Origin of the sequence: Streptomyces sp. NPDC088246 (genome assembly GCF_044741025.1) — a bacterium.
Taxonomy (GTDB): domain Bacteria; phylum Actinomycetota; class Actinomycetes; order Streptomycetales; family Streptomycetaceae; genus Streptomyces.
The window spans coordinates 30,261-51,456 of record NZ_JBIURV010000006.1 but is presented as its reverse complement, the minus strand read 5'-3'; the positions used below and the strand labels follow the sequence as shown (position 1 = coordinate 51,456).

21 protein-coding genes and 2 pseudogenes are annotated in these 21,196 nt (G+C 71.7%); 16 read left to right on the top strand and 7 right to left on the bottom strand.

Annotated features, from left to right (window positions below; genetic code table 11):
- The first annotated feature begins 13 nt into the window (after positions 1–13).
- Together ACIPEK_RS11025 and ACIPEK_RS11020 are read left to right on the top strand one after the other, a co-directional pair.
- Entirely contained in the window at positions 14–559 is a 546-nt protein-coding gene (locus tag ACIPEK_RS11025; protein ID WP_383078463.1) for a helix-turn-helix domain-containing protein, read from the top strand.
- A gap of 15 nt (positions 560–574) precedes the next feature.
- Positions 575–1,282: a helical backbone metal receptor gene (locus tag ACIPEK_RS11020; RefSeq protein WP_401993586.1), complete on the top strand. Its 708-nt coding sequence runs from the start codon at positions 575–577 to the stop codon at positions 1,280–1,282.
- On the opposite strand, the gene ACIPEK_RS11015 is transcribed toward ACIPEK_RS11020, so the two are convergent.
- Complete coding sequence (locus ACIPEK_RS11015; protein WP_401993583.1) at positions 1,221–2,372, bottom strand: TDT family transporter; 1,152 nt, start codon at positions 2,370–2,372, stop codon at positions 1,221–1,223. The genes ACIPEK_RS11020 and ACIPEK_RS11015 overlap by 62 nt on opposite strands.
- A 70-nt stretch (positions 2,373–2,442) precedes the next feature.
- Here ACIPEK_RS11015 and ACIPEK_RS11010 point away from each other — a divergent pair, with 70 nt between their 5' ends.
- Positions 2,443–3,366 (top strand): LysR family transcriptional regulator, encoded by a 924-nt coding sequence (locus ACIPEK_RS11010; protein ID WP_401993580.1) that lies wholly within the window; start codon positions 2,443–2,445, stop codon positions 3,364–3,366.
- Positions 3,367–3,452: 86 nt separating this feature from the next.
- Here the strand turns inward: ACIPEK_RS11010 and ACIPEK_RS11005 are convergent, their stop codons facing one another.
- Both ACIPEK_RS11005 and ACIPEK_RS11000 read right to left on the bottom strand, forming a co-directional pair.
- Positions 3,453–4,229: a gamma-glutamyl-gamma-aminobutyrate hydrolase family protein gene (locus ACIPEK_RS11005; RefSeq protein WP_401993577.1), complete on the bottom strand. Its 777-nt coding sequence runs from the start codon at positions 4,227–4,229 to the stop codon at positions 3,453–3,455.
- A gap of 120 nt (positions 4,230–4,349) precedes the next feature.
- Positions 4,350–5,045, bottom strand: coding sequence for a FadR/GntR family transcriptional regulator (locus ACIPEK_RS11000; protein ID WP_401994049.1), 696 nt, complete (start codon positions 5,043–5,045; stop codon positions 4,350–4,352).
- A 108-nt stretch (positions 5,046–5,153) separates the two neighbouring features.
- On the opposite strand from ACIPEK_RS11000, the gene ACIPEK_RS10995 reads away from it, so the two are divergent.
- The 4 genes and pseudogenes from ACIPEK_RS10995 to ACIPEK_RS10980 all read left to right on the top strand — a co-directional run.
- Positions 5,154–6,521, top strand: a complete 1,368-nt coding sequence (locus ACIPEK_RS10995) for a glutamine synthetase family protein (RefSeq protein WP_401993574.1) — start codon at positions 5,154–5,156, stop codon at positions 6,519–6,521.
- 8 nt (positions 6,522–6,529) lie between these two features.
- Positions 6,530–7,909, top strand: coding sequence for an aldehyde dehydrogenase family protein (locus tag ACIPEK_RS10990; RefSeq protein ID WP_401993572.1), 1,380 nt, complete (start codon positions 6,530–6,532; stop codon positions 7,907–7,909).
- 6 nt (positions 7,910–7,915) lie between these two features.
- Positions 7,916–8,707 (top strand): 3-oxoacyl-ACP reductase, encoded by a 792-nt coding sequence (locus ACIPEK_RS10985; RefSeq protein ID WP_401993569.1) that lies wholly within the window; start codon positions 7,916–7,918, stop codon positions 8,705–8,707.
- A gap of 62 nt (positions 8,708–8,769) precedes the next feature.
- A pseudogene (locus tag ACIPEK_RS10980) lies at positions 8,770–8,838 on the top strand (DUF2510 domain-containing protein); the annotation flags it as partial.
- Positions 8,839–9,190: 352 nt separating this feature from the next.
- Here ACIPEK_RS10980 and ACIPEK_RS10975 read toward each other — a convergent pair.
- Complete coding sequence (locus ACIPEK_RS10975; RefSeq protein WP_401993566.1) at positions 9,191–10,393, bottom strand: amino acid deaminase/aldolase; 1,203 nt, start codon at positions 10,391–10,393, stop codon at positions 9,191–9,193.
- A 576-nt stretch (positions 10,394–10,969) separates the two neighbouring features.
- Here ACIPEK_RS10975 and ACIPEK_RS10970 point away from each other — a divergent pair.
- Together ACIPEK_RS10970 and mycP are read left to right on the top strand one after the other, a co-directional pair.
- Positions 10,970–11,872: a hypothetical protein gene (locus ACIPEK_RS10970; RefSeq protein WP_383078517.1), complete on the top strand. Its 903-nt coding sequence runs from the start codon at positions 10,970–10,972 to the stop codon at positions 11,870–11,872.
- On the top strand, positions 11,869–13,068 hold the full coding sequence (mycP, locus tag ACIPEK_RS10965) for a type VII secretion-associated serine protease mycosin (protein ID WP_401993564.1): 1,200 nt from the start codon (positions 11,869–11,871) through the stop codon (positions 13,066–13,068). Before ACIPEK_RS10970 ends, mycP begins: the two co-directional genes overlap by 4 nt.
- Before the next feature lie 29 nt (positions 13,069–13,097).
- Here the strand turns inward: mycP and ACIPEK_RS10960 are convergent.
- Positions 13,098–13,298 (bottom strand): annotated as a pseudogene (locus ACIPEK_RS10960) (hypothetical protein); the annotation flags it as partial.
- 206 nt (positions 13,299–13,504) lie between these two features.
- Here ACIPEK_RS10960 and ACIPEK_RS10955 point away from each other — a divergent pair.
- Positions 13,505–14,233: an SseB family protein gene (locus tag ACIPEK_RS10955; protein ID WP_401993561.1), complete on the top strand. Its 729-nt coding sequence runs from the start codon at positions 13,505–13,507 to the stop codon at positions 14,231–14,233.
- A 175-nt stretch (positions 14,234–14,408) separates the two neighbouring features.
- Here ACIPEK_RS10955 and ACIPEK_RS10950 read toward each other — a convergent pair whose 3' ends face one another.
- A complete protein-coding gene (locus ACIPEK_RS10950; protein WP_093896122.1) occupies positions 14,409–14,771 on the bottom strand; it encodes a DUF1844 domain-containing protein in 363 nt (120 codons plus the stop codon).
- Between the two features lie 342 nt (positions 14,772–15,113).
- On the opposite strand from ACIPEK_RS10950, the gene infC reads away from it, so the two are divergent.
- The 4 genes from infC to ACIPEK_RS10930 all read left to right on the top strand — a co-directional run bounded on the left by infC (position 15,114) and on the right by ACIPEK_RS10930 (position 17,580).
- Positions 15,114–15,812, top strand: a complete 699-nt coding sequence (gene infC, locus ACIPEK_RS10945; RefSeq protein WP_383073710.1) for a translation initiation factor IF-3 — start codon at positions 15,114–15,116, stop codon at positions 15,810–15,812.
- Between the two features lie 121 nt (positions 15,813–15,933).
- Complete coding sequence (gene rpmI / locus ACIPEK_RS10940; RefSeq protein ID WP_072484441.1) at positions 15,934–16,128, top strand: 50S ribosomal protein L35; 195 nt, start codon at positions 15,934–15,936, stop codon at positions 16,126–16,128.
- Between the two features lie 109 nt (positions 16,129–16,237).
- Positions 16,238–16,621: a 50S ribosomal protein L20 gene (rplT, locus tag ACIPEK_RS10935; protein WP_072484442.1), complete on the top strand. Its 384-nt coding sequence runs from the start codon at positions 16,238–16,240 to the stop codon at positions 16,619–16,621.
- A gap of 125 nt (positions 16,622–16,746) precedes the next feature.
- Positions 16,747–17,580, top strand: a complete 834-nt coding sequence (locus ACIPEK_RS10930) for a TrmH family RNA methyltransferase (RefSeq protein WP_383073711.1) — start codon at positions 16,747–16,749, stop codon at positions 17,578–17,580.
- On the opposite strand, the gene ACIPEK_RS10925 is transcribed toward ACIPEK_RS10930, so the two are convergent.
- A complete protein-coding gene (locus tag ACIPEK_RS10925; protein WP_401993556.1) occupies positions 17,577–18,764 on the bottom strand; it encodes a PucR family transcriptional regulator in 1,188 nt (395 codons plus the stop codon). The genes ACIPEK_RS10930 and ACIPEK_RS10925 overlap by 4 nt on opposite strands.
- Before the next feature lie 121 nt (positions 18,765–18,885).
- Here ACIPEK_RS10925 and ureA point away from each other — a divergent pair, with 121 nt between their 5' ends.
- Positions 18,886–19,497 (top strand): urease subunit gamma, encoded by a 612-nt coding sequence (gene ureA, locus ACIPEK_RS10920; RefSeq protein ID WP_401993553.1) that lies wholly within the window; start codon positions 18,886–18,888, stop codon positions 19,495–19,497.
- Positions 19,494–21,179: an urease subunit alpha gene (locus ACIPEK_RS10915; protein ID WP_401993550.1), complete on the top strand. Its 1,686-nt coding sequence runs from the start codon at positions 19,494–19,496 to the stop codon at positions 21,177–21,179. Before ureA ends, ACIPEK_RS10915 begins: the two co-directional genes overlap by 4 nt.
- Positions 21,180–21,196: the final 17 nt, after the last annotated feature.

Sequence of the window (21,196 nt, the reverse complement as noted above, 5' to 3'; positions counted from 1 at the left end):
GAGGGAGCCGGACATGGACGACAAGGAAGCACTCCGCGTGGGCGCCGCGGTCCGCCGACGGCGCAGATCCCTGGGGCTCACACTGGCCGCGGTCGCGACCCGCAGTGGTCTGTCCGTGCCGTTCCTCAGCCAGATCGAGAACGAGCGGGCCCGGCCCAGCGCCCGGTCCCTGGACCGGGTCGCCGGAGCCCTGGAGACCACCACGGCGCGGCTGCGCGCCGCCGCGGACTCGGCGCGCGCCGTCGATGTCGTACGGGCGGGCGAGGGCGACGGGGTACGCAGGGTGGTGCGCGGACGCCATCAGCTCAGCGCCCTGGAGTTCACCGGTGAACTCGACCTCGGGCGCGAGTTCCAGCACCGCAACGACGAAGTGATGTACGTGGTGCGGGGCGCCGCGGAGGTGGAGGCCGAGGGGCAGGCGCACCGGTTGGAGCAGGGCGACACACTTTTTCTGTCCGGCGGAGTGCGGCACCGCTGGCGGGCCACGATGCCCGGTACGCGGCTGCTGGTCGTCGCGGTCGCCGAGCACATCGACGCCACCTTCGACCCACGTCGCTGAGAGGGGTTTCCCGCCGTGCGAGTCGTCTCCCTGGTCCCCTCGCTCACCGAGGCCGTCGCCGTCACCGCCCCCGGCCTGCTGGTCGGCGTCACCGACTGGTGCACCCACCCGGCCGGTCTGACCGCCGCCCGTATCGGCGGCACCAAGAATCCCGACGTGGCCGCGGCCGTCGCGCTCCGGCCCGATCTCGTCGTCGCCAACGAGGAGGAGAACCGCGAACCCGACCTCGCGGCCCTCAGGGCCGCCGGGATCGAGGTGCTCGTCACCGGTATCCGGACCCTCGACCAGGCCTTCGAGGAACTGGAACGGGTCCTGGTCACCGCCTGCGGACAGGCCAGGCCGCGCTGGCTGGACGAGGCCGAGGCCGCCTGGGCCGCGCTCCCGCCGCCCCGCGCCCCGCGCCGTGCGGTCGTGCCCGTCTGGCGCAGGCCCTGGATGGTGCTGGGCCGCGACACCTTCGCCGGAGATCTGCTGGCCAGGCTGGGCGTCGAGAACGTCTACGCGGACCACGCCGAGCGCTATCCCCGTATCCCGCTCGACGAACTCAACACGGCGGGCGCCGATCTGGTCGTCCTGCCCGACGAGCCGTACCGCTTCACCGCGGACGACGGGCCCGAAGCGTTCCCCGCACTGCCCGCCGCACTCGTCGACGGGCGGTTCCTCACGTGGTACGGGCCGTCACTGGCGCAGGCGCCTGCGGTGCTGCGAGCAGCGCTCCGCTGAGCAGCCCGCGCAGCGTCCGTACCCCGGCCACCGCCCATGCCGTCACCAGCAGCATGTACAGCGCCACGGCCAGCCAGGTGTACGCCGTGAGACCGGTGTGCCGGGCCAGACCCGCGGCGCCCGTGACACACGTACCGACCGGGAAGGTGAAGCCCCACCACGTCATGCTGAAGGACATTCCGTTCCGTACGGCGCGCACCACCAGCGCGAGGGCCAGCGCCAGCCACATCAGCGCGAAGCCCATCACCGGCACCCCGTACAGCACGGCGAAGGCTTCGAACCCCGAGGCATACGGCTCCCCGATCGCGCCCGGTGCCACATCGGCGAGCTGATTGACCGCGGTCGTCGACTGGCCCAGCGGGCCGAGGACCAGGAACAGCGTGGGCGTCAGCGCGAGCGGCAGCGGGCCCTGGTGGACGAGCCGGGCGAAGATCAGCGGCAGCATCACCAGCGTGGCCAGCAGACTCAGACCGAACATCGCGTAGCAGGCCAGCAGCATCGCCTCCTGCCACTGACCCGCGGGCAGCTCCGGCACCAGCAGCGGACCGAGCGCCGCGGAGACCATCGGGGCCACCACCGGCAGCAGCCACACCGGTGACGCGGTACCGGGCTCCACCCGGTGGCGCACGACCATCAGATACGGAATCGCGACTGCGGAGGCCAGACCGAGCACCGTGCCCGCCGTGTACAGCACCACGTCCACGGCCAGGGCCGCCTGGTGCCCGATGACGTCCCGGCCGACCACCATCGACGAGCCGCCGACCGCCAGCAGCGCCATCGAGAGACAGCCGTAGAACGGGGCGACGGCGGGGTCGAGCAGATGGGTACGGGCCTGGTCGCGATGGGCGATCCAGTGCCCGGTACGGGCCGTGAGAACCGCGGCGAGCATGACCGTCGCGAGAGCCCACACCACCGTGCAGGCGCCTCGCAGTCCCGGGACGTGCACGGGCAGCGCGACACCCGCGCTCGCGACGATCGCGGTGCCCATGACGGTCGCGTACCAGTTGGGGCCGACGTATCGCAGATGGGGCAGCCGCAGGGCGGCCGAATACGGGGCTGGGGACTGCTGCGTCTGCGGAAAGATGGCCATGCCACGATTTTCGTGGCGCGGGCCGGGCCCCACCAGGGACTTCATGTCTATGAGGTCATAAGGTGGCTTTATGACCGGTGAAGAACATATTCCCCTCTCCCACCGGGTCCCCGACCTCGGTGCGCTGGAGCTGCTGCTCGCCGTCGCCCGGCACGGCAGTCTGGGGCGTGCGGCACGGGACGTCGGCGTCAGCCAGCCCGCGGCCAGCAGCCGCATCCGGTCGATGGAACGGCAGCTCGGCCTGGCCCTGCTGGACCGCTCACCGCGCGGCTCCCGGCTCACCGACGCGGGCGCGCTGGTCACCGACTGGGCGCGCAGGATCGTCGAGGCGGCCGAGGCATTCGACGCGGGCGCGCAGGCGCTGCGCGACCGGCGGGACTCCCGGCTGCGGGTGGCCGCTTCCATGACCATCGCCGAATACCTGCTGCCGGGCTGGCTGATAGCGCTGCGTGCCGAACGGCCGGACACCGCGGTCTCGCTGCTCGCCGGAAACTCGGCGGCGGTCGCGGGGCGGCTGCTCGTCGGCGAGGCCGACCTCGGATTCGTGGAGGGCCTGTCCGTGCCGGAAGGGCTCGACGGTACGGTCATCGCCCATGACCGTCTGGTTGTCGTGGTCGCCCCGTCCCATGCGTGGGCCCGCCGCCGTACCCCCCTGACCCCGCAGGAACTGGCCGTGACCCCGCTGATCCTGCGCGAGTACGGCTCCGGCACCCGCCAGGTCCTGGACGCGGCCCTCGCCGTGCACGGCGGCCTCGCCCAGCCACTGCTCGAACTCTCCTCGACGACCGCGGTGAAGGGAGCGGCGGAGAGCGGGGCGGGACCGTGCGTGCTGAGCGAACTGGCGCTGGGCGAGGAGCTGTCCTCCAGGCGCCTGGTCAAGATTCCGGTCGCCGGGGTGCGGCTGAGGCGCCAGCTGCGCGCGGTATGGCCCTCGGGTCACCGTCCGACGGGTCCGGCGCGCGATCTGCTGTCGCTGACGGGGCGGGACACGTAGCGGGGAATGTCGTGTCCGGCCCGCGCGCCGGTTCGTCCCTCTGACGCCTCTTTCGAGGCCGCGGCCTCCGAGGCCGCCGGCGCCCGTCAAGGCCGCAAGTACTCGCGGGCCCCCGCCCTCGTGGTCCGCGGCGTCGCGAGGCCCTCGGGCGGCGTACGGGCCGGGATCAGCCGCGCCGTCGAGGCCGCCACCAGCGCCTGCATCAGCCGTGGGTCGTCGCCCATCTCCGGATGCCACTGCACCCCGAGCACCCACTGAGGTCCCGGCAGTTCGATCGCCTCGATCGTGCCGTCCGCCGCGTGCGCCGAAGCCACGAGTCCCGGTGCGAGCCGTTGTACGCACTGGTGGTGGTAGGTGGGGACGGCCGATTCTCCGGGCACGATCGATGCGCAGAGCGTCCCCGGTACGGTTTTCACCGGGTGCGCGCCGAGGACTCCGGTCGCGCCCAGCGGGCCGGTGTGCCCGTCGAGGTGCTGGGTCAGGGTGCCGCCGAGCGCCACATTGAGCAGCTGCATACCGCGGCAGATGCCGAGCAGCGGCGTACCGGACTCCAGCGCGGCCCTGATCAGGGCCAGCTCCCAGGCGTCGCGCTCCTGTGCGGGGGGACCGGTCCTGAAGTCGCGCTCCGCGCCGTACAGCCCGGGTTCCACATCGGCGCCGCCCGCGACGACGAGGCCGTCCAGCCGGGCCACCGCGGCCCCGGCCCGGGCGGGGTCGTCCGGCGGGAGCAGGGCGGCCAGGCCGCCGGACTGCTGGACCATCCGCGGGTAGGCGGCCGGGAGGAGGGTGGCGGGCAGCTCCCAGACACCCCAGCGGGTCACGGGCTCCAGATAGGTGGAGACGCCGATGAGAGGTTCGGACACGGGGCGGTCCCTCCGGTCGGCCGCCTGCGCGGGCGGGCTCGGTTCCATGGTCTCAATGGTGGCAGAGGATACCTTTACGTTTCCGATGCTGTCGCCGAGGCGGAATCGGTGGCACGTCGCTCAGGCCAGGAATCCGCGCAACAGTGCGGCCGTACCCGCACAGTGCTCGCGCATCACCGCGCGCGCAGCCTCCGCGTCCCCGTCGAGAACCGCCTCGACGAGACTCGCGTGCTGATGCTGCGAATGCTCCAGGTTCCGCACGAGCAGCGGTATGCAGTCCAGCAGGTCGTTCACGGTGGCCCGGACAGCCGCGTACTGCACTGTCAGGGATGCGGAGCCGGAGAGTTCCGCCAGGGTCAGATGGAACAGGGTGTCGCGCCTGCGGTAGTCGGGCAGAGGTGCTTCGTGAGTCGCCGCCAGAGCCGTACGCAGCCGGTCCGCACCCTCGTCCGTCAGCCCCTGCGCGGCGCACAGTCCGGCCGCCCCGGCCTCCAGCACCTCGCGGAAGCGCAGCACGTCCTCGATGTCGACCGACTCCACCTTCCGGCGCAGCTCGTCCTCGCCGGGGCTGCCGGTGCGGGGCAGCACGAACGTGCCGCCGTACCGCCCGCGCCTGCTCTCCACCAGGCCCTGGTCCTGCAGGACCTTCAGCACCTCGCGCAGCGTGACCCGGCTGATCCCCAGCAGCTCGGCCAGCTCGCGCTCGGCCGGCAGCCGCCCGCCGCCGGGCACCAGCCCGAGCCTGACCACCTGGAGGATCTGCTCCAGCGCCTCCTCGAAGCCGTTCCCCGCCCGGACGGGCCGCAGTACGGGCATCAGGCGGTTGGTGAACCCGCTTTCCTCGGCCACGTCCCGTTCCCCTTCACAATTAATGGTTCTCTCGCATACCTTAAGCCTTCCGGCTGACCGAAGGAGGAGTATCCCGTGGCAGACCGAACACCACCGCTGGGGATCGAGGAGCTGCGCGTCCTCGTCAGAAGCGGTGAGATCGACACCGTCGTCCTCGCCTTCCCCGACATGCAGGGACGGCTGCAGGGCAAACGGTTCGCTGCCCGCTTCTTCCTCGACGAGGTCGTGGAGCACGGCACCGAGGGATGCAACTACCTGCTCGCCGTCGACACCGACATGAACACCGTCGACGGATTCGAGATGTCCTCCTGGGAGCGCGGCTACGGCGACTTCGCCATGCACGCCGACCTTTCCACCCTGCGCCCGGTGCCCTGGAACGAGGGCACGGCCATGGTCATGGCCGACCTCACCCAGGAGGACGGCTCGCCCGTGGCCGCCGCGCCCCGCCGGATCCTGAGCCGCCAGCTGGAGCGCCTGGCCGAGCACGGCTACACGGCCCATGTCGGCACCGAGCTCGAATTCATCGTCTTCAAGGACACCTACGAACAGGCCTGGGACCGCAACTACCGCGATCTGACCCCGGCCAACCAGTACAACGTCGACTACTCCGTCCTCGGCACCGGCCGCGTGGAGCCGCTGCTGCGCCGTATCCGCAACGAAATGGCCGCCGCGGGGCTCACCGTCGAGTCCGCGAAGGGCGAGTGCAACCCCGGCCAGCACGAGATCGTGTTCCGTTACGACGAGGCCCTGGTCACCTGTGACCAGCACGCCGTCTACAAGACCGGCGCCAAGGAGATCGCAGCCCAGGAGGGCGTCGCACTCACCTTCATGGCCAAGTTCAACGAGCGCGAGGGCAACTCCTGCCACATCCATCTCTCACTCCGGTCCACCGACGAGGCCGGGCACAGCGTCATGGCGGGCGAGGACGGCGGCATGTCACCGGTGATGCGCCACTTCCTCGCCGGACAACTGGCCGCCCTGCGCGATTTCTCCCTCCTCTACGCACCGAACATCAACTCCTACAAACGCTTCCAGCCGGGCTCCTTCGCCCCGACCGCCGTCGCCTGGGGCCACGACAACCGCACCTGCTCGCTCCGCGTCGTCGGCCACGGCCGCTCGATGCGCTTCGAGAACCGGCTGCCCGGCGGTGACGTCAACCCGTACCTCGCCGTCGCCGGACTGATCGCAGCGGGCATCCACGGCATCGAGAAAGGTCTCGAACTCCCCGAGCCGTGCGGGAGCAACGCCTACACCGCCGACTACGACCACGTCCCCACCACGCTGCGCGAGGCCGCCGAACTCTGGGACAGGAGCGAGATCGCCAGGGCGGCCTTCGGCGACGACGTCGTCGCGCACTACCGCAACATGGCCCGCGTCGAACTCGAAGCCTTCGACGCCGCAGTGACCGACTGGGAGCTCCGCCGCTCCTTCGAACGCCTGTGAGGCACCCCGTGACCACGCCCGACCACCCGGTGGAACACCACGTACTCAACCCCGCGACCGAAGAACTCCTCGCCACCGTCCCGTCCACCACCGCCGCCGAGGTCGACGCGGCAGTCGTCCGGGCCGCGGCCGCCCAGCGCACCTGGGCCGCCCTCGCCCCCGCCGACCGCGCCAGGCTGCTGCGCCGCTTCGCCACCGCCGTCGACGGCGAAGCCGAACAGCTGGCCCGACTGGAGGTCCAGGAGGCCGGCCACACCCTCGGCAACGCCCGCTGGGAAGCGGCCAACGTCCGCGATCTGCTCGACTACGCCGCCGGGGGAGTGGAACGGCTCGCAGGCCGGCAGATCCCGGTCCCCGGCGGACTCGACATCACACTCCTCGAACCCCTCGGCGTCATCGGTGTGATCGCACCGTGGAACTTCCCCATGCCGATCGCCGCCTGGGGCCTCGCTCCCGCCCTGGCCGCCGGCAACGCCGTACTCCTCAAGCCCGCCGAGACGACCCCGCTCACCGCCCTGCGGCTGGCCCGGCTCGCCCTGGACGCAGGGCTTCCCGACCACCTGCTCCAGGTGCTGCCGGGCGCCGGCGATGTGACCGGAAACGCCCTGGTCGAGCACCCCGGCGTCGCCAAGATCGTCTTCACCGGCTCCACCCGGGTCGGCAAGCAGATCATGGCCAAGTGTGCCGACCGCGTGAAGCGGCTCACCCTCGAACTCGGCGGCAAGAGCCCCAACATCGTCTTCGCCGACGCCGACATCGAGGCCGCCGCAGCCGCCGCACCCATGGCGTTCCTGGACAACGCCGGCCAGGACTGCTGCGCCCGCACCCGCATCCTGGTCCAGCGATCCGCGTACGACCGTTTCCTGGAGCTGCTCGCCCCCGCAATCGAATCGGTCGTGGTGGGCGACCCGTCCGACGAGAACACCCGGATGGGCCCGCTGATCTCCCGGGCGCAACTGGAACGGGTGCGGAGTTACGTCCCCGAGGACGCGACCGCCCTCAGCGGCAAAGCACCCGAAGGGCCCGGCTTCTGGTTCCCGCCGACCGTCCTCACCGACGCCCGCCCGGACTCACCCGTCGCCACCGAAGAGGTATTCGGGCCGGTCGCCGTCGTTCTTCCCTTCGAGGACGAGGCCGACGCCGTCCGGCTCGCCAATGCGACGGAGTACGGCCTCGCCGGGTCGATCTGGACCCGCGACGTGGGCCGCGCACTGCGCGTCTCGCAGTCGGTCCGGGCCGGGAACCTCTCCGTCAACTCCCACTCCAGCGTCCGCTACTGGACCCCGTTCGGCGGCTACAGACAGTCCGGACTCGGCCGCGAACTCGGCCCCGACGCGCTTGCCGCATTCACCGAAACCAAGAACGTCTTCATCAGCACGGAGGCCTGAGCCAGCATGACCACCACCGACAGCGAGAACATCTGCCGCCGCCTGGTCGGCCGCACCGCCGTCATCACCGGAGCCGCCGGCGGCATCGGCCTGGCCACCGCACGCCGCCTGGCGTCGGAGGGCGCCCATGTCGTCTGCGGCGACATCGACGAGAACGCGGGCAAGGCCGCGGCCGAGGAGGTCGGCGGCACGTTCGTGCGCGTCGACGTCACCGACCCCGAACAGGTCGAGGCGCTCTTCAAGACCGCGTTCGACACCTACGGCTCCGTCGACATCGCCTTCAACAACGCGGGCATCTCCCCGCCCGACGACGACTCCATCCTCACCACGGGTCTGGAGGCATGGAAGCGCGTCCAGGACGTCAACCTCACCTCCGTCTACCTCTGCTGCAAGGCCGCCCTGCCCTATATGCGCCGTCAGCGCCGCGGCTCGATCATCAACACCGCGTCCTTCGTCGCGATCCTGGGAGCGGCCACCAGCCAGATCTCCTACACCGCGTCCAAGGGCGGCGTCCTCGCCATGTCCCGCGAACTCGGTGTGCAGTTCGCCCGTGAGGGCATCCGGGTCAACGCGCTGTGCCCGGGACCGGTCAACACCCCGCTGCTCCAGGAGCTGTTCGCCAAGGACCCGGAACGCGCGGCCCGCAGGCTCGTGCACATCCCGGTCGGGCGGTTCGCCGAAGCCACGGAGATCGCGGCAGCCGTCGCCTTCCTCGCGAGCGACGACTCCTCGTTCGTGAACGCCACCGACTTCCTCGTCGACGGCGGTATCTCCGGGGCGTACGTCACACCGCTCTAGAGTTCCACCGCCGACAGGGGCTCATCGGGATCCCGCCGGCGGCGGAACTCCGGAGCGGTGGGATGAGCAACGCGACACCGCCCGGCTGGTATCCGGACGCCGCGACACCGGGCACCGAGCGGTGGTGGGACGGTACGGCACGGACCGCGCCTACCCGCCCGATCGCCTCCGTACCCCAGCAGTTCGGGCTGCCCGAGCCGGTCGCGAACGCGTACGGGAACGGCGGCGGCAGCGGCAGTGCGGCGACCGGTGGCGGCACCCGGATCGTCGCGCTCGCCGTGGCCGGGCTGGTCGTCGCCGGCGCGGTCGTCACCGGAGCCGTACTGCTGGGCAGGGGCGACGGCGGCACGCAGCCGAAGGTCCGGCCGAGCAGTTCCGCGCCGCTCCCCACCGCGGACCGGGACTCCCCGTCGCCGAGGCGATCCGGCCGGTCGACGACAGCGGGACGAGCGGCGGCGTGGGCAGCTCCGTGGCTGCCTGATCTCACAGAAACGTACGGCCCTCGCCGCGGTACGTCGGCACGGTCGCCGTCACCCGGTCACCCTCGATCAGCTGCAACTCATCGAAGCGTTCGCACAGTTCACCGGCCTTCGCGTGCCGGAACCACACCTTGTCGCCGATCAGCAGATCGTCGGCCGGGGCACCGAGCAGGGGAGTCTGCACCTCGCCCGGCCCCTCCTGCGGGTCGTAGCGCAGTCCCTCCGGCAGATACGGGACGGGCAGCCGGTCCGCACCCGCCGGCCCGGACGCCGGATAGCCGCCACCGAGGACCGTCACCACACCCACACCCGGCCGGCGCACCACCGGCTGGGCGAACAGCGCCGCCGGACGCGCCGTGAACGACGTGTAGTTGTCGAACAGCCGCGGTACGTAGAGACCCGATCCGGCCGCGATCTCGGTCACCGCGCGCTCCGCCGCGGTGTGCTGCACACTGCCGGTGCCGCCGCCGTTCACGAACTCCAGGTCCGGCGCCACCGCCCGTACCGCCCGCACGACCTCGGCCCGCCGGGCGGCCAGCTCCTTGCGGCCCGCGGCCTGCATCAGCCGGATCGCCCTGGAGCGCAGCGGCCGTCCCGCGACCGAATCCCCGACCCCGGCGATATGGCCCTCGTACGCCATCAGCCCCACCAGCCGGAAGCCGGGCCTGCGCGCCACCGAGCGTGCCAGTTCGGCCAGTTGGGCGGGGGAGCGCAGCGGTGAACGCAGGGCGCCGATCCTGATCCGTCCGCCGAGCAGTTGCAGCGAGGTGTCCAGCTCCAGACAGACCCGGATCTCCTCGCGGCCACCGGCCCGTGCCGCGTCGATCAGCTCCAGCTGCGCGTGATCGTCCACCATCACCGTCACGGCGGCGGCCAGCTTCGGATCGGCGGCCAGCTCCGCGAAGGCGGACCGGTCGGCCGACGGATATGCCAGCAGTACGTCGTCGAAACCGGCCCGCGCCAGCCACAGCGACTCGGCCAGTGTGAACGACATGATCCCGGCGAACCCGGGCCGCGCGAGCACCCGCTCCAGCAGGGCCCGGCAGCGCACAGACTTGCTCGCCACCCGGATCGGCTTCCCTGCGGCCCGGCGGACGAGGCCGTCGGCGTTGGCATCGAACGCATCGAGATCGACGATGGCGATCGGGGCGTCCAGATGAGCGGTGGCCCGTTCGTAACGGGTCCGGTCAGCAGCGCGGGCAGTCATGGCCGCAGCTTGCCAGACGGCCGTACCGCTGGGTAGGGGGATGATCTGCGCAGATCGTCCAGGGGCAGGGCGTCCCGCTCCCACCGGGGCCGTTGCACCCCGTAGAGTGACGGGCACGCGGCAACCAACGGGCCTGCCTGTGACGTCGATCCGCGCGCGGTACGGAAAAGGGGACCAGGGGGGCGGATGAGTACCGAGGCGCAGCGTGCTCCAGTCCCGCCCCGCCCCACGACCCCACCACCGGCGCCCGCGCACCCTGCGCAGGCCCCTTCCGCGACCTCCGCGAGCGTGCCCGTTCCGCCGCGCCCGAAGACAGCACCGCCAGCAGCGCCGGCGCCGATGCCCGGCCCGGCGGCGCCGGTGGGACCATCCGCCCCGGTACCGATGCCCGCACCTCAGCGGCAGGAGCCGGACCCGAAGCCGGTCGCGCCCCCTCAGCCGACGCACCCCTCGGCAGTCCCGCCCGTGGAGACCACAGCGCGGCTCCGGCCCGTGCCCTCGGCTCCCGTGCCCGCCACCGCCCCGCCCCGCCCCGGGCAGCCGCCCGCCGCGACCCGCCGGCGGCCCGTCGGCGCCGTGGACCTCACCCCGCGTCCAGGGGCGGCCCCGCCACCGCCCGGGCAGGTGCACGTCCCGCACGCGTACCCGCAGCCGCACGCGTACCGCCATCCGCTCCCCGAGACACCCGTGGAGACCACCACCCGGCTGCGCCCCATCCGTACCCGCCACCCCGTGAGGACCGCGACCGCCGCCGCCTGCGTCGTCCTCGGGCTCGGACTGATCGGCGGCGCGGCCACCGGCGCCTGGCTCACCAGCGACTCCTCGGCCGACCCCGCCGCCCACAGCGCCTACACCGTGGGCCGCTCGGCCTGGCACAGCGTCCCGGTGGACACCCTCTTCCCGCGCACGCTCACCGGCGACGGAGCGGGGCCCGGCGGTGCCGACCGGGTCTGGACCCGGGTCGGCGTCGCCCCGGACAGCGGCTGTACGCCGGCCCTGGACCCGCTGCTGGCCAGGACACTGGGCCCGGTCGGATGCGAGCGCATGCTCCGCGCCACCTACACCGACGCCACCAGCAGCAGTGTCACCACGGTCGGGTTGATCTTCACCGAGGGCGACACCGAGGCCATGAGAGCGCTGAGCACCCGCTTCACCGACCAGCACCTCGACCGGCGCACCGACCTGATGCCCCGTACGTACCCCGTCAAGGGCACGGTCGCTGCCGGGTTCGGCGACCGGCAGCGCGCCAGCTGGACCGTCCATGTACTGACCGAGGTACCCGTCGTCGTGTTCGCGGTCTCCGGGTTCGCCGACGGGCGTACGGTCACCGATCCGCAACCCGTCGACAAGGCGATGGCCGCGAACGCCACCACGGCCGCCGCCCAGGCCGGGCTCGGCCACGAGGCCAAGGGAATCGCCGACCGGATCGAGCGCGGCCTGCGCCGGACCGTCACCGACCTCACGGAGAAGCCGGAATGAGCCGCCGCACCCGCCGCCACCGCCGCGCCCTGGGTGCGGTCTGCGCCGCCACCGCGTTCGCGCTCCTGCCCGCGGCGCCGGCCAGGGCCGATGCCATCCGGGACCAGCAGTGGGGCCTTGAGGCGCTCCACACCGATCAGGCGTGGCGGACCACCAAGGGCAGGGGGATCACCGTCGCCGTCGTCGACACCGGGGTCGACGGCGGCCTCCCCGACCTGGCCGGCCAGGTGCTGCCCGGCAAGGACATGATCGGCTTCGGTGCCGGCCGCGGAGATCGGTCCTGGGCCCGGCACGGCACCGCGATGGCTGGGATCATCGCAGGTCACGGCCATGGTGCAGGCCGCGGCGAAGGAGTGCTGGGCATCGCGCCCGAGGCGGAGATCCTCCCGGTCCGGGTGATCCTCGAAGCCTCCGATCCGGCCCGTGCCAAGGCCCGGGAGTCCCGCGGCACGGCGCTCGCCGACGGCATCCGCTGGGCCGCCGACCACGGCGCCGACGTCATCAACCTCTCGCTCGGCGACGACAGCGAGTCGGCGCACCCCGACTCGGGCGAGGACGCCGCCATCCAGTACGCGCTGAAGAAGGGGGCCGTCGTCGTCGCCTCGTCGGGCAACGGAGGCGAGAAGGGCGACCACATCTCGTACCCCGCCGCGTACCCCGGCGTGATCGCGGTCGCCGCCGTCGACCGGTACGGCACACATGCCGCGTTCTCCACCCGCCGCTGGTACGCCACCGTCAGTGCCCCCGGAGTCGACATAGTCGTCGCCGCCCCCGACCATCAGTACTACGTGGAGTGGGGCACCTCCGCCGCCGCCGCGTTCGTCTCGGGCGCGGTCGCGCTGGTCCGTGCCGCACATCCGGGACTGACGCCCGCCCAGATCAAGCAACTGCTTGCGGACACGGCCCGCAGTGCCCCGGCGTCCGGCCGTGACGACGCCCGCGGGTACGGCATCGTCGACCCCGCCGCGGCGATCAAGGCCGGAGCCGAGCTCCGTCCCGCCGGCGTGCGTGCCGACTCCGCCGAGGCCGGATACCGAAAGCGGTACTTCGGCCCCGGCCCCACCCCCGAACACGATGACAGCAGCCCCGCAGGCTGGCTCGCCCCCGCCGCGGGCGGTCTCGGGGCGGTCCTGCTGGCTCTGGCCGTGGTGCTGTGGCGCGGCAGGGGCAACAGGCCTGCCACCGTACGGCGCTGAACGCGGCTCCAGCAACGCTCGGGCCGCGCTCACCGGGCGGCGTCGAGCACGCCCACCGCCGCCTTCGCCACCGACTTCACGAGCGCGATCCCCGTCTCCTTCGTCCGCTGCCCGCCCGAGAGCACCGCCACCAGATGGGTGCGGCCGTCCGCACTCACCCGTCCGATGCTGTTGACGTCCCACAGCCCGGTCGTCGCCCGGGGCATCCAGCCGTTCTTCAGCGCCCAGCCGGGGGCGTGATCCGACAGCCGGCCGGCCAGGCAGATGCCACCCGCGGCCGAACCCGCCGGCAGGATCACGGCCGTCACGGACGCGGAGAGCGCGGAGCCGCGGAATCTGTTCCGGGACATGCCCCGGACGCCAGGAACGGCACCCGGGAACCGGCTGAGCCCGACCTGTCGCCAGGGCAGGAAACCCCAGGCACTACGCTCGCCCTGTGGCGCTGAAGAACATTCCGGACCCCGGTTACTCCGACGACGACGGCACGGCCTCCCCGGCCCTGACCGCGGCACTCGCCGCCTGGGCCGAGGACAGGAAGGCCATCGGCCCGGTACTCGAAGCTCTCAAGGGTGCCCGTCTCCTGGTCCCTGTCGTCGCCGTCCTGGGGGAGGTGGAGGAGGACGAGAAGGGGCTGCGTCGCGAGAAGACCAGTGACATGGCAGTCCCCACCCTTCAGGCGGGGGACCGTCGCGCCCTGCCCGCCTTCACCTCGACCGCCTCACTGGCCCGCTGGGATCCGCAGGCCCGCCCCGTCGCCGTCCCCCTGCATCAGGCGCTTCAGGCGGCCGCGCACGAGAAGGCGGACACGGTCGTCCTGGATCTCGCCGGCCCGGTCGCATTCGAGCTGACCGGCTCCGCACTGCTCGCCCTCGCCGAGGGCCGCACCAGCGCCGATCCGCTGGACGACCCCGCGGTCACCTCGGCGGTCCGGGACGCGGTCGCCGCCGAGCCCGCGGTGCTCCGTGCGCACCTCGGCCCCGGCCGGGCCGACGGCACCCTGGCCCTCGTCCTCGCACCCGATGCCGACCCCGCCGACGCGGCCCGCCGGGTCGCGGAACTGCTGGCGGCCGACGACGTTCTGCGCGCCCGCCTGGTGCGCGGCCTGGACCTGGCGCTGCTTCCGGCCGATGCGCCCACGCCCGGTGAGGCCCTGTTCACGCGCTGATCCCCGAGCCGGCTGCCGGCTCGAAGTACGGACGGGCGTCCCGTGCCGGGTGGCCCACCTGCCGGGCCCCGTCCGGCTTCGGTGCGACGACGTGAGCCCCCCGCCCGAATCCTCGGGACGGGGGGCTCACGGTCGTAAGAAGTCGTCAGTCGTAAGAAAGGGAAGGCGGGCGGGCTCAGCCGAAGACGGGGCCGGTGTACTTCTCGCCGGGGCCCTGGCCGGGCTCGTCCGGTACGAGCGATGCCTCGCGGAACGCCAGCTGCAGGGACTTCAGGCCGTCACGCAGCGGAGCCGCGTGGAAGGAGCTGATCTCGGTGGTGCTGGCGTCCAGCAGGCCGGCCAGCGCATGCACCAGCTTGCGGGCCTCGTCGAGGTCCTTGTGCTCGTCGCCGTCCTCGGTCAGCCCGAGCTTCACGGCGGCGGCGCTCATCAGATTGACCGCGACCGTCACGATCACCTCGACCGCGGGCACCTCCGCGATGTCGCGGGCCATGTCGTCGAAGCCGGGGGAATCGGTGGTGGGGGTCGCGTCACTCATGCGCCATACGATAGGCCCACTCCGGTGCCGCCCTGTCTGCGGGAGCGGTGGGCGAGAGCCGGTTCGCGCACGCCCGGGGGAGCTGCTAACCTTGTGTAACGACCGGCTGGGTACCTATGTGCTCGGCCCACAAGTGGAGGCTCCGATCTCCCACCTGACCATCCTCCGGGACGGCAGGTCACCGGTCAGGTGGCGCCCATCGTTCCGTACGGACGATGGAGCCGCCCGATACGCCCCGCGGTTGAACGCGACGGTGTTCCGGTTTTCCAGGAGCCCCGCCTGTGTCCCGTCCGGGGCATTTTTGATGTGCTGGTGCGGTTGGTCTCACGAAACAGACGTTACGTGGCTGTCCGCCAGACGGCCGCGTGGTGCTACCGAGGAGGATCCATCAGCGCCGAGCCCCGCATCAACGACCGGATTCGCGTTCCCGAGGTGCGACTTGTCGGTCCCAGCGGCGAGCAGGTCGGGATTGTTCCGCTTGCCAAGGCCCTGGAACTCGCACAGGAGTACGACCTCGACCTGGTCGAGGTGGCGGCGACCGCCCGTCCGCCCGTGTGCAAGCTCATGGACTACGGGAAGTTCAAGTACGAGTCGGCCATGAAGGCCCGTGAGGCGCGCAAGAACCAGGCGCACACGGTCATCAAGGAGATGAAGCTCCGGCCGAAGATCGACCCGCACGACTATGACACCAAGAAGGGTCACGTCGTCCGGTTCCTCAAGCAGGGCGACAAGGTCAAGATCACGATCATGTTCCGTGGTCGTGAGCAGTCCCGCCCTGAGCTGGGCTTCCGACTGCTCCAGCGTCTCGCTTCGGACGTGGAGGAACTCGGCTTCATCGAGTCCAACCCGAAGCAGGACGGCCGGAACATGATCATGGTTCTGGGCCCGCACAAGAAGAAGACCGAAGCCATGGCCGAGGCCCGCGAGGCCCAGGCCGCCCGCAAGGCGGGGCGTCAGGGTTCCACCCCCGACGCCGAAGCTGCGGGCGAGGCTGCCGAAGCGCAGTCCGAGGCTCCGGCCGAGACACCTTCCGAGGCGTGACCTCAGGGGGCCGCCATCCAGGCGGCCCCGGGTCCCCCCGGAATTCCCACCAAGATCTGACGCCCCTGCTGTCCGGTGCCCGCACCGCGAGGGGCGCCACTGACGAGGAGAGAACGGCGCGATGCCGAAGAACAAGACGCACAGCGGTGCCAGCAAGCGCTTCAAGATCACCGGCTCCGGCAAGGTGCTCCGTGAGCGCGCCGGCAAGCGCCACCTTCTTGAGCACAAGTCGTCCAAGAAGACCCGCTCGCTGACCGGCACGGTCGTAGTGGCTCCGTCCGACGCCAAGAAGATCAAGAAGCTTCTCGGCAAGTGAGTCCGCGGCCCTCGGTGAACCCGTGGGCGGCGAGCTCGACTCAGACCGGGACCAATTCGTTTCCGGGCCGTGTGAGTCCAACCACGGCCCCGCTACAAGGAGTTAAAAAGTGGCACGCGTCAAGCGGGCAGTAAACGCTCACAAGAAGCGCCGGGCAATCCTCGAGCAGGCCAGCGGTTACCGCGGCCAGCGCTCCCGCCTGTACCGCAAGGCGAAGGAGCAGGTCACCCACTCCCTCGTCTACAACTACAACGACCGCAAGAAGCGCAAGGGCGACTTCCGTCAGCTGTGGATCCAGCGCATCAACGCCGCTGCCCGCCAGAACGGCATGACGTACAACCGCCTCATCCAGGGTCTGAAGGCCGCCAACATCGAGGTGGACCGCAAGATCCTGGCCGAGCTCGCGGTCAACGACTCCAACGCGTTCGCCGCCCTCGTCGAGGTTGCCCAGAAGGCCCTCCCGAGCGATGTCAACGCCCCGAAGGCCGCCTGATCCAGGTCGCACTTCCTGTCTTCTGAGCCGGACCCGCAGGCGCTCGTCGTCTGCGGGTCCGGTGCGTTGCACGACATGTTCCGTACGTCCGTCACCTCCGTACGCAGAGAGGCTCGCCGCCGACCATGGGCACCCCCGAACTGATCTCCCCGCGATCGCCGCGCGTCACCGCCGCCCGGCGGCTGGCCAAGCGCAACTTCCGCGGCAAGGAGCGCAGGTTCATCGCCGAGGGGCCGCAGGCCGTGCGCGAGGCCGCCGGGCACCGCGGCAGCGACGGCGAGGCGACGCTGATCGAGCTGTTCGCCACCGTCGAGGCGGCCGAGCGGTACGCCGACATCGTCGACGCCGCCCACGCCGCCGGTGCCCGGGTGCACCTCGCGGACGGCGATGTGCTCGCCGATGTGTCGCAGACCGTCACCCCGCAGGGTCTCATCGGTGTCTGCCGCTTCCTCGACTCGCCGTTCGACGCGATCCTCGCCGCGAAGCCGAAGCTGGTCGCCGTCCTCGCCCACGTACGCGACCCGGGGAACGCCGGTACGGTGCTGCGCTGCGCCGACGCCGCTGGTGCCGACGCCGTCGTGCTCACCGATGCCTCGGTGGACCTCTACAACCCCAAGTCCGTCAGGGCCTCGGTCGGCTCGCTCTTCCATCTGCCGGTCGCCGTCGGTGTTCCGGTGGAGCGGGCCGTGCAGGGGCTGAGGGACGCAGGCGTACGGATTCTCGCCGCCGACGGAGCGGGCGACGACGACCTCGACGACGAGCTCGACGCGGGGACCATGGGCGGGCCGACCGCCTGGGTCTTCGGCAACGAGGCCTGGGGCCTGCCGGAGGAGACCCGGGCGCTGGCCGACGCCGTCGTGAGGGTGCCGATCCACGGCAAGGCGGAGAGCCTCAATCTGGCGACGGCGGCGGCCGTCTGCCTGTACGCCTCCGCACGGGCCCAGCGCCCGCGCCGTTAATCCGCGGCCGCGGTCCTGGCCCGCAGGGCCACCGCGACCAGTGCCGCGTCGTCGGGGCGCCGGACGTCGCGGCCGGTCAGCTCGTGGAAGCGGGCGAAGCGGTGCTGGACCGTGTTGCGGTGGCAGTACAGCGCGGCCGCGGTGTCCGCGATGGAGCCGCTGCCGCGCAGATGCTCGGTGACGGTCTCCAGCAGACGTGCCGCCTCCGTGGCCGACACTCCGGGGCCGTCGAGACCGCCCAGCACATCGGCGGCCAGATCCGTGCCGAAGTTCCCGGCCCGCCGCACCAGCACATCCAGCCAGCTGTCCTCCAGCAGCCTCGGTGAACGGGCGTCCGGCGGCAGCATCTGCGCCGTCGCGATGGCCAGCACAGCCGCCCTGGGCACCGCTGCGAGCCCGTTCACCTGCGGCGATACACCGCACGGGGTGGACGCGAGCCGGACCAGCACCGACTGCCACGTGGTGCGCCGGCCCAGCTCCACCACCAGCACAGCGTCCCCGCCGACCGCCTGGTACTGCACCGGAGCACCCGCCGCGCGCAGCGCCGTCGCCGCCCGGTGCAGCCCCGAACCCTCCGCCGCCGGGGCCGCCGCGCACAGAAACGTGCCCGTGCCGTCGAAGCCCAGGGCCAGCGCCGCGTTCCGTACCACCGTCGGGTTGTGGCCCTCGCTCTCCAGCAGCCGGGAGAACCACATCCGCCGCTCGTCCTCCTGACGCCGGCCCATCTCCAGAACCGTGCGCTGATACGCGGTCATGATGCCCGTGACATGGGACTCGACGGCCTCCCACACGTGGTACGCGGACGTCACCAGCTCCGCCATGTCCTCCTCGTCCGCGCGCTGGACCAGCGCCGCCCACACCACCCGGAAGTCCAGCCGGGCCGCTTCCAGCAGCGAGTCCAGCGGGACGCCCTGGCGGGCCCGCTGCTCACCCACGCGCTGCGACACCCCGGCGATGTGCACGGGCACCGGGAGCTGCGCCACCGTACGCAGCAGCAGCTCGAACGCCTGCCAGGCGGAGCTGCGGAAATCGGCGTCCGGCACTCGGTCGGCATAGGCGCTCCGGACCGGATTGATCATCTCCATCCACTGTCCGATCAGACCGTCGATGTTGTCCAGGCACTGGCCCGCGAGCTCGGCGATCCGACGGGACGGGGGAGGGAAACCGGAAACCGGAGTGTGCATATGACCAATGTAAGGGGCTGTACAGGTGATGTTTCGACGTTGGATCTGTGCTCGTTGCCCTTGAAGCTGAGGCAATCCGGAATCCCCCTCCGGGCCCACCGCATTCAGGGAGGTCCTGGCAGTGCATCTGACGCCTCGCGAGCAGGAGCGTCTCCAGCTGTTCACCGTCGCCGAACTGGCCCGCCGCCGCAGGGCGCGCGGCAGGCGGCTGAACACACCGGAGGCCATCGCGCTGATCTGCGACGAGGTGCTGGAAGCCGCCTGGGACGGGCTCGGTCTGGACGAAGTGATCGAGGTGGGCCGCTCCGTGCTCACCGAGGCCGACGTGATGGACGGCGTGGCCGACATCGTCACCACCGTGCAGGTCGAGGCGCTCTTCCCGAGCGGCACCGCCCTCGTTGCCGTCGACTGGCCGATCGGCCCGGGGACACCCGACACCGCACCCGGTGCCGTACGGACCGCCCCCGCTCCGGTACGGATCAACGAGGGGCGTCCGCGCACCACCCTCACCCTCCGCAACACCGGTGACCGTACGGTGTTCGTCTCCTCGCACTATCCGCTGCACGAGGTGAACGCGGCCCTGGAGCTGGACCGGGAAGCGGCGCGGGGGCTGCGGCTGGACATCGCGGCCGGCACCGCGCTGGCCTTCGAGCCGGGGGAGTCCCGGGAGGTCTCGCTGATCCCCCTCTCCCGCCACCCGCAGCACGCCCAGTCCGAGGAGCAGCGCGCATGACCAGCATCGACCGCCGTACGTACAACGCTCTGTACGGTCCGACCACCGGTGACCGCATCCGGCTCGGCGACACCGCCCTGTGGGTCGAGGTGGAGGCCGACGACGGCACCCCCGGCGACGAACTGCTCGGCGGCTGCGGCAAGACCGTACGTGACGGGCTGCTGGCCTCGCCCCGCTCCGACCGGGACTCCGCCCTCGACATGGTGGTCGCCGGAGTCGTCCTCATGGACCCGGTTCTCGGCGTCCGCAAGACCGACATCGGCATCAAGGACGGCCGGATCGTCTCCGTCGGCGGCGTCGGCAACCCGGACGTGATGCCGGTCGAGTACGCCATCGACTCACACACCTCGGTCGTCCCCGGCGAAGGGCTGATCGCCACCCCCGGCATCGTGGACAGCCACGTCCATCTCTCCTCGCCCGAGGTGGCGCCCGCAGCGCTCGCGGCCGGAGTCACCACGCTCGTCGGCATGGGGCTCGGCGGGGTCTGGGAGATCGGCTGCAATCCGGCCCACAACCTGCACACCCTGATGAGCTCCTGGCAGGGCACCCCGCTCAACATCGCGTTCCTGGCCCGCGGTTCGTCCAGCTCCCGCACCCTGCTCGACGAGTCCGTGCTCGCCGGGGCCGGCGGCTTCAAGATCCATGAGGACTTCGGGGCCACCCCCCGCATCATCGACAACTGCCTCGATACCGCCGAGGCCGCCGATCTGCCGGTCGCCCTGCACACCGACTCGATGAACGAGTCCGGCTATCTGCGCGACACCATCGGCTCCACCCGGGGCCGGACCGTGCACGCGTACCACGTGGAGGGCGGCGGAGGGCACCCCGATCTGCTGGAGATCCTCTGCGAGCCGAACATCCTGCCGTCGTCGACCACGCCGACCATCCCGTACACCCCGAACACCGTCGGGGAACTCTTCCCGATGACGATGACCGTGCACCGGCAGAACCACCACTCCGCCAGCGATGTGGAGATCTCCAGGGGCCGTATCCGCGCCCATGCCATCGCCGCCGAGAACGCCCTGCACGACCTCGGCGCGATCTCCATCGTCAACTCCGACTCCATGGGCATGGGCCGCATCGCCGAGACCGTCCGCCGCACCTGGCAGCTCGCCCACCTCCAGGCACTGGCGGCCGGGGAGGGCGGCGTCGAGCACCGTGCCAACCAGCGGGCCCTGCGCTACCTCGCCAAGATCACCCTCAACCCGGCGATCGCCCACGGCCTCGCGCACGAGGTCGGCACCGCCCAGGTGGGGCGCCTCGCCGACCTGGTGCTCTGGCACCCCGCCTACTTCGGTTCGAAGCCCGAACTGGTCATCAAGGCCGGGTTCGTGGCGTGGGGCAACACGGGGTCCGGTTCGGGATCGACCCGGCTGACCCAGCCCCGTACGTACAAGCCCTACTTCGGCGCCCTCGGCCAGGCGCCCGCGCGGCTCTCCCGGATCTTCGTCGCCGAGGCCGCGCTGGCGGACCGGGCCGCCCGGGCGGCGCTGCCCAAGGGACTCACCTACGCGCCGATCCGCGGCTCCCGCGGCCTCACCCGCGCCGACATGCTCCACAACACCGCGACCCCGCACGTCCTGGTACCCCGCGAACCGGCACCCGTCCTGGTCGACGGCGTCCCCACCGCAGCCCCCGCCGCCGACGCCGTGCCGCTCGCCCAGCTGCACCACCTCGCCTGAGCCCGAAAGACCTTCGC

Bases quoted from the DNA above. Each gene is read 5' to 3' on its own strand.
- ACIPEK_RS11025 (WP_383078463.1), top strand. From the start codon at position 14: ATGGACGACAAGGAAGCACTCCGCGTGGGCGCCGCGGTCCGCCGACGG.
- ACIPEK_RS11015 (WP_401993583.1), bottom strand. From the start codon at position 2,372: ATGGCCATCTTTCCGCAGACGCAGCAGTCCCCAGCCCCGTATTCGGCC.
- ACIPEK_RS11010 (WP_401993580.1), top strand. From the start codon at position 2,443: ATGACCGGTGAAGAACATATTCCCCTCTCCCACCGGGTCCCCGACCTC.
- ACIPEK_RS11000 (WP_401994049.1), bottom strand. From the start codon at position 5,045: ATGCCCGTACTGCGGCCCGTCCGGGCGGGGAACGGCTTCGAGGAGGCG.
- ACIPEK_RS10985 (WP_401993569.1), top strand. From the start codon at position 7,916: ATGACCACCACCGACAGCGAGAACATCTGCCGCCGCCTGGTCGGCCGC.
- ACIPEK_RS10975 (WP_401993566.1), bottom strand. From the start codon at position 10,393: ATGACTGCCCGCGCTGCTGACCGGACCCGTTACGAACGGGCCACCGCT.
- mycP (WP_401993564.1), top strand. From the start codon at position 11,869: ATGAGCCGCCGCACCCGCCGCCACCGCCGCGCCCTGGGTGCGGTCTGC.
- ACIPEK_RS10950 (WP_093896122.1), bottom strand. From the start codon at position 14,771: ATGAGTGACGCGACCCCCACCACCGATTCCCCCGGCTTCGACGACATG.
- rpmI (WP_072484441.1), top strand. From the start codon at position 15,934: ATGCCGAAGAACAAGACGCACAGCGGTGCCAGCAAGCGCTTCAAGATC.
- ACIPEK_RS10930 (WP_383073711.1), top strand. From the start codon at position 16,747: ATGGGCACCCCCGAACTGATCTCCCCGCGATCGCCGCGCGTCACCGCC.
- ACIPEK_RS10925 (WP_401993556.1), bottom strand. From the start codon at position 18,764: ATGCACACTCCGGTTTCCGGTTTCCCTCCCCCGTCCCGTCGGATCGCC.
- ACIPEK_RS10915 (WP_401993550.1), top strand. From the start codon at position 19,494: ATGACCAGCATCGACCGCCGTACGTACAACGCTCTGTACGGTCCGACC.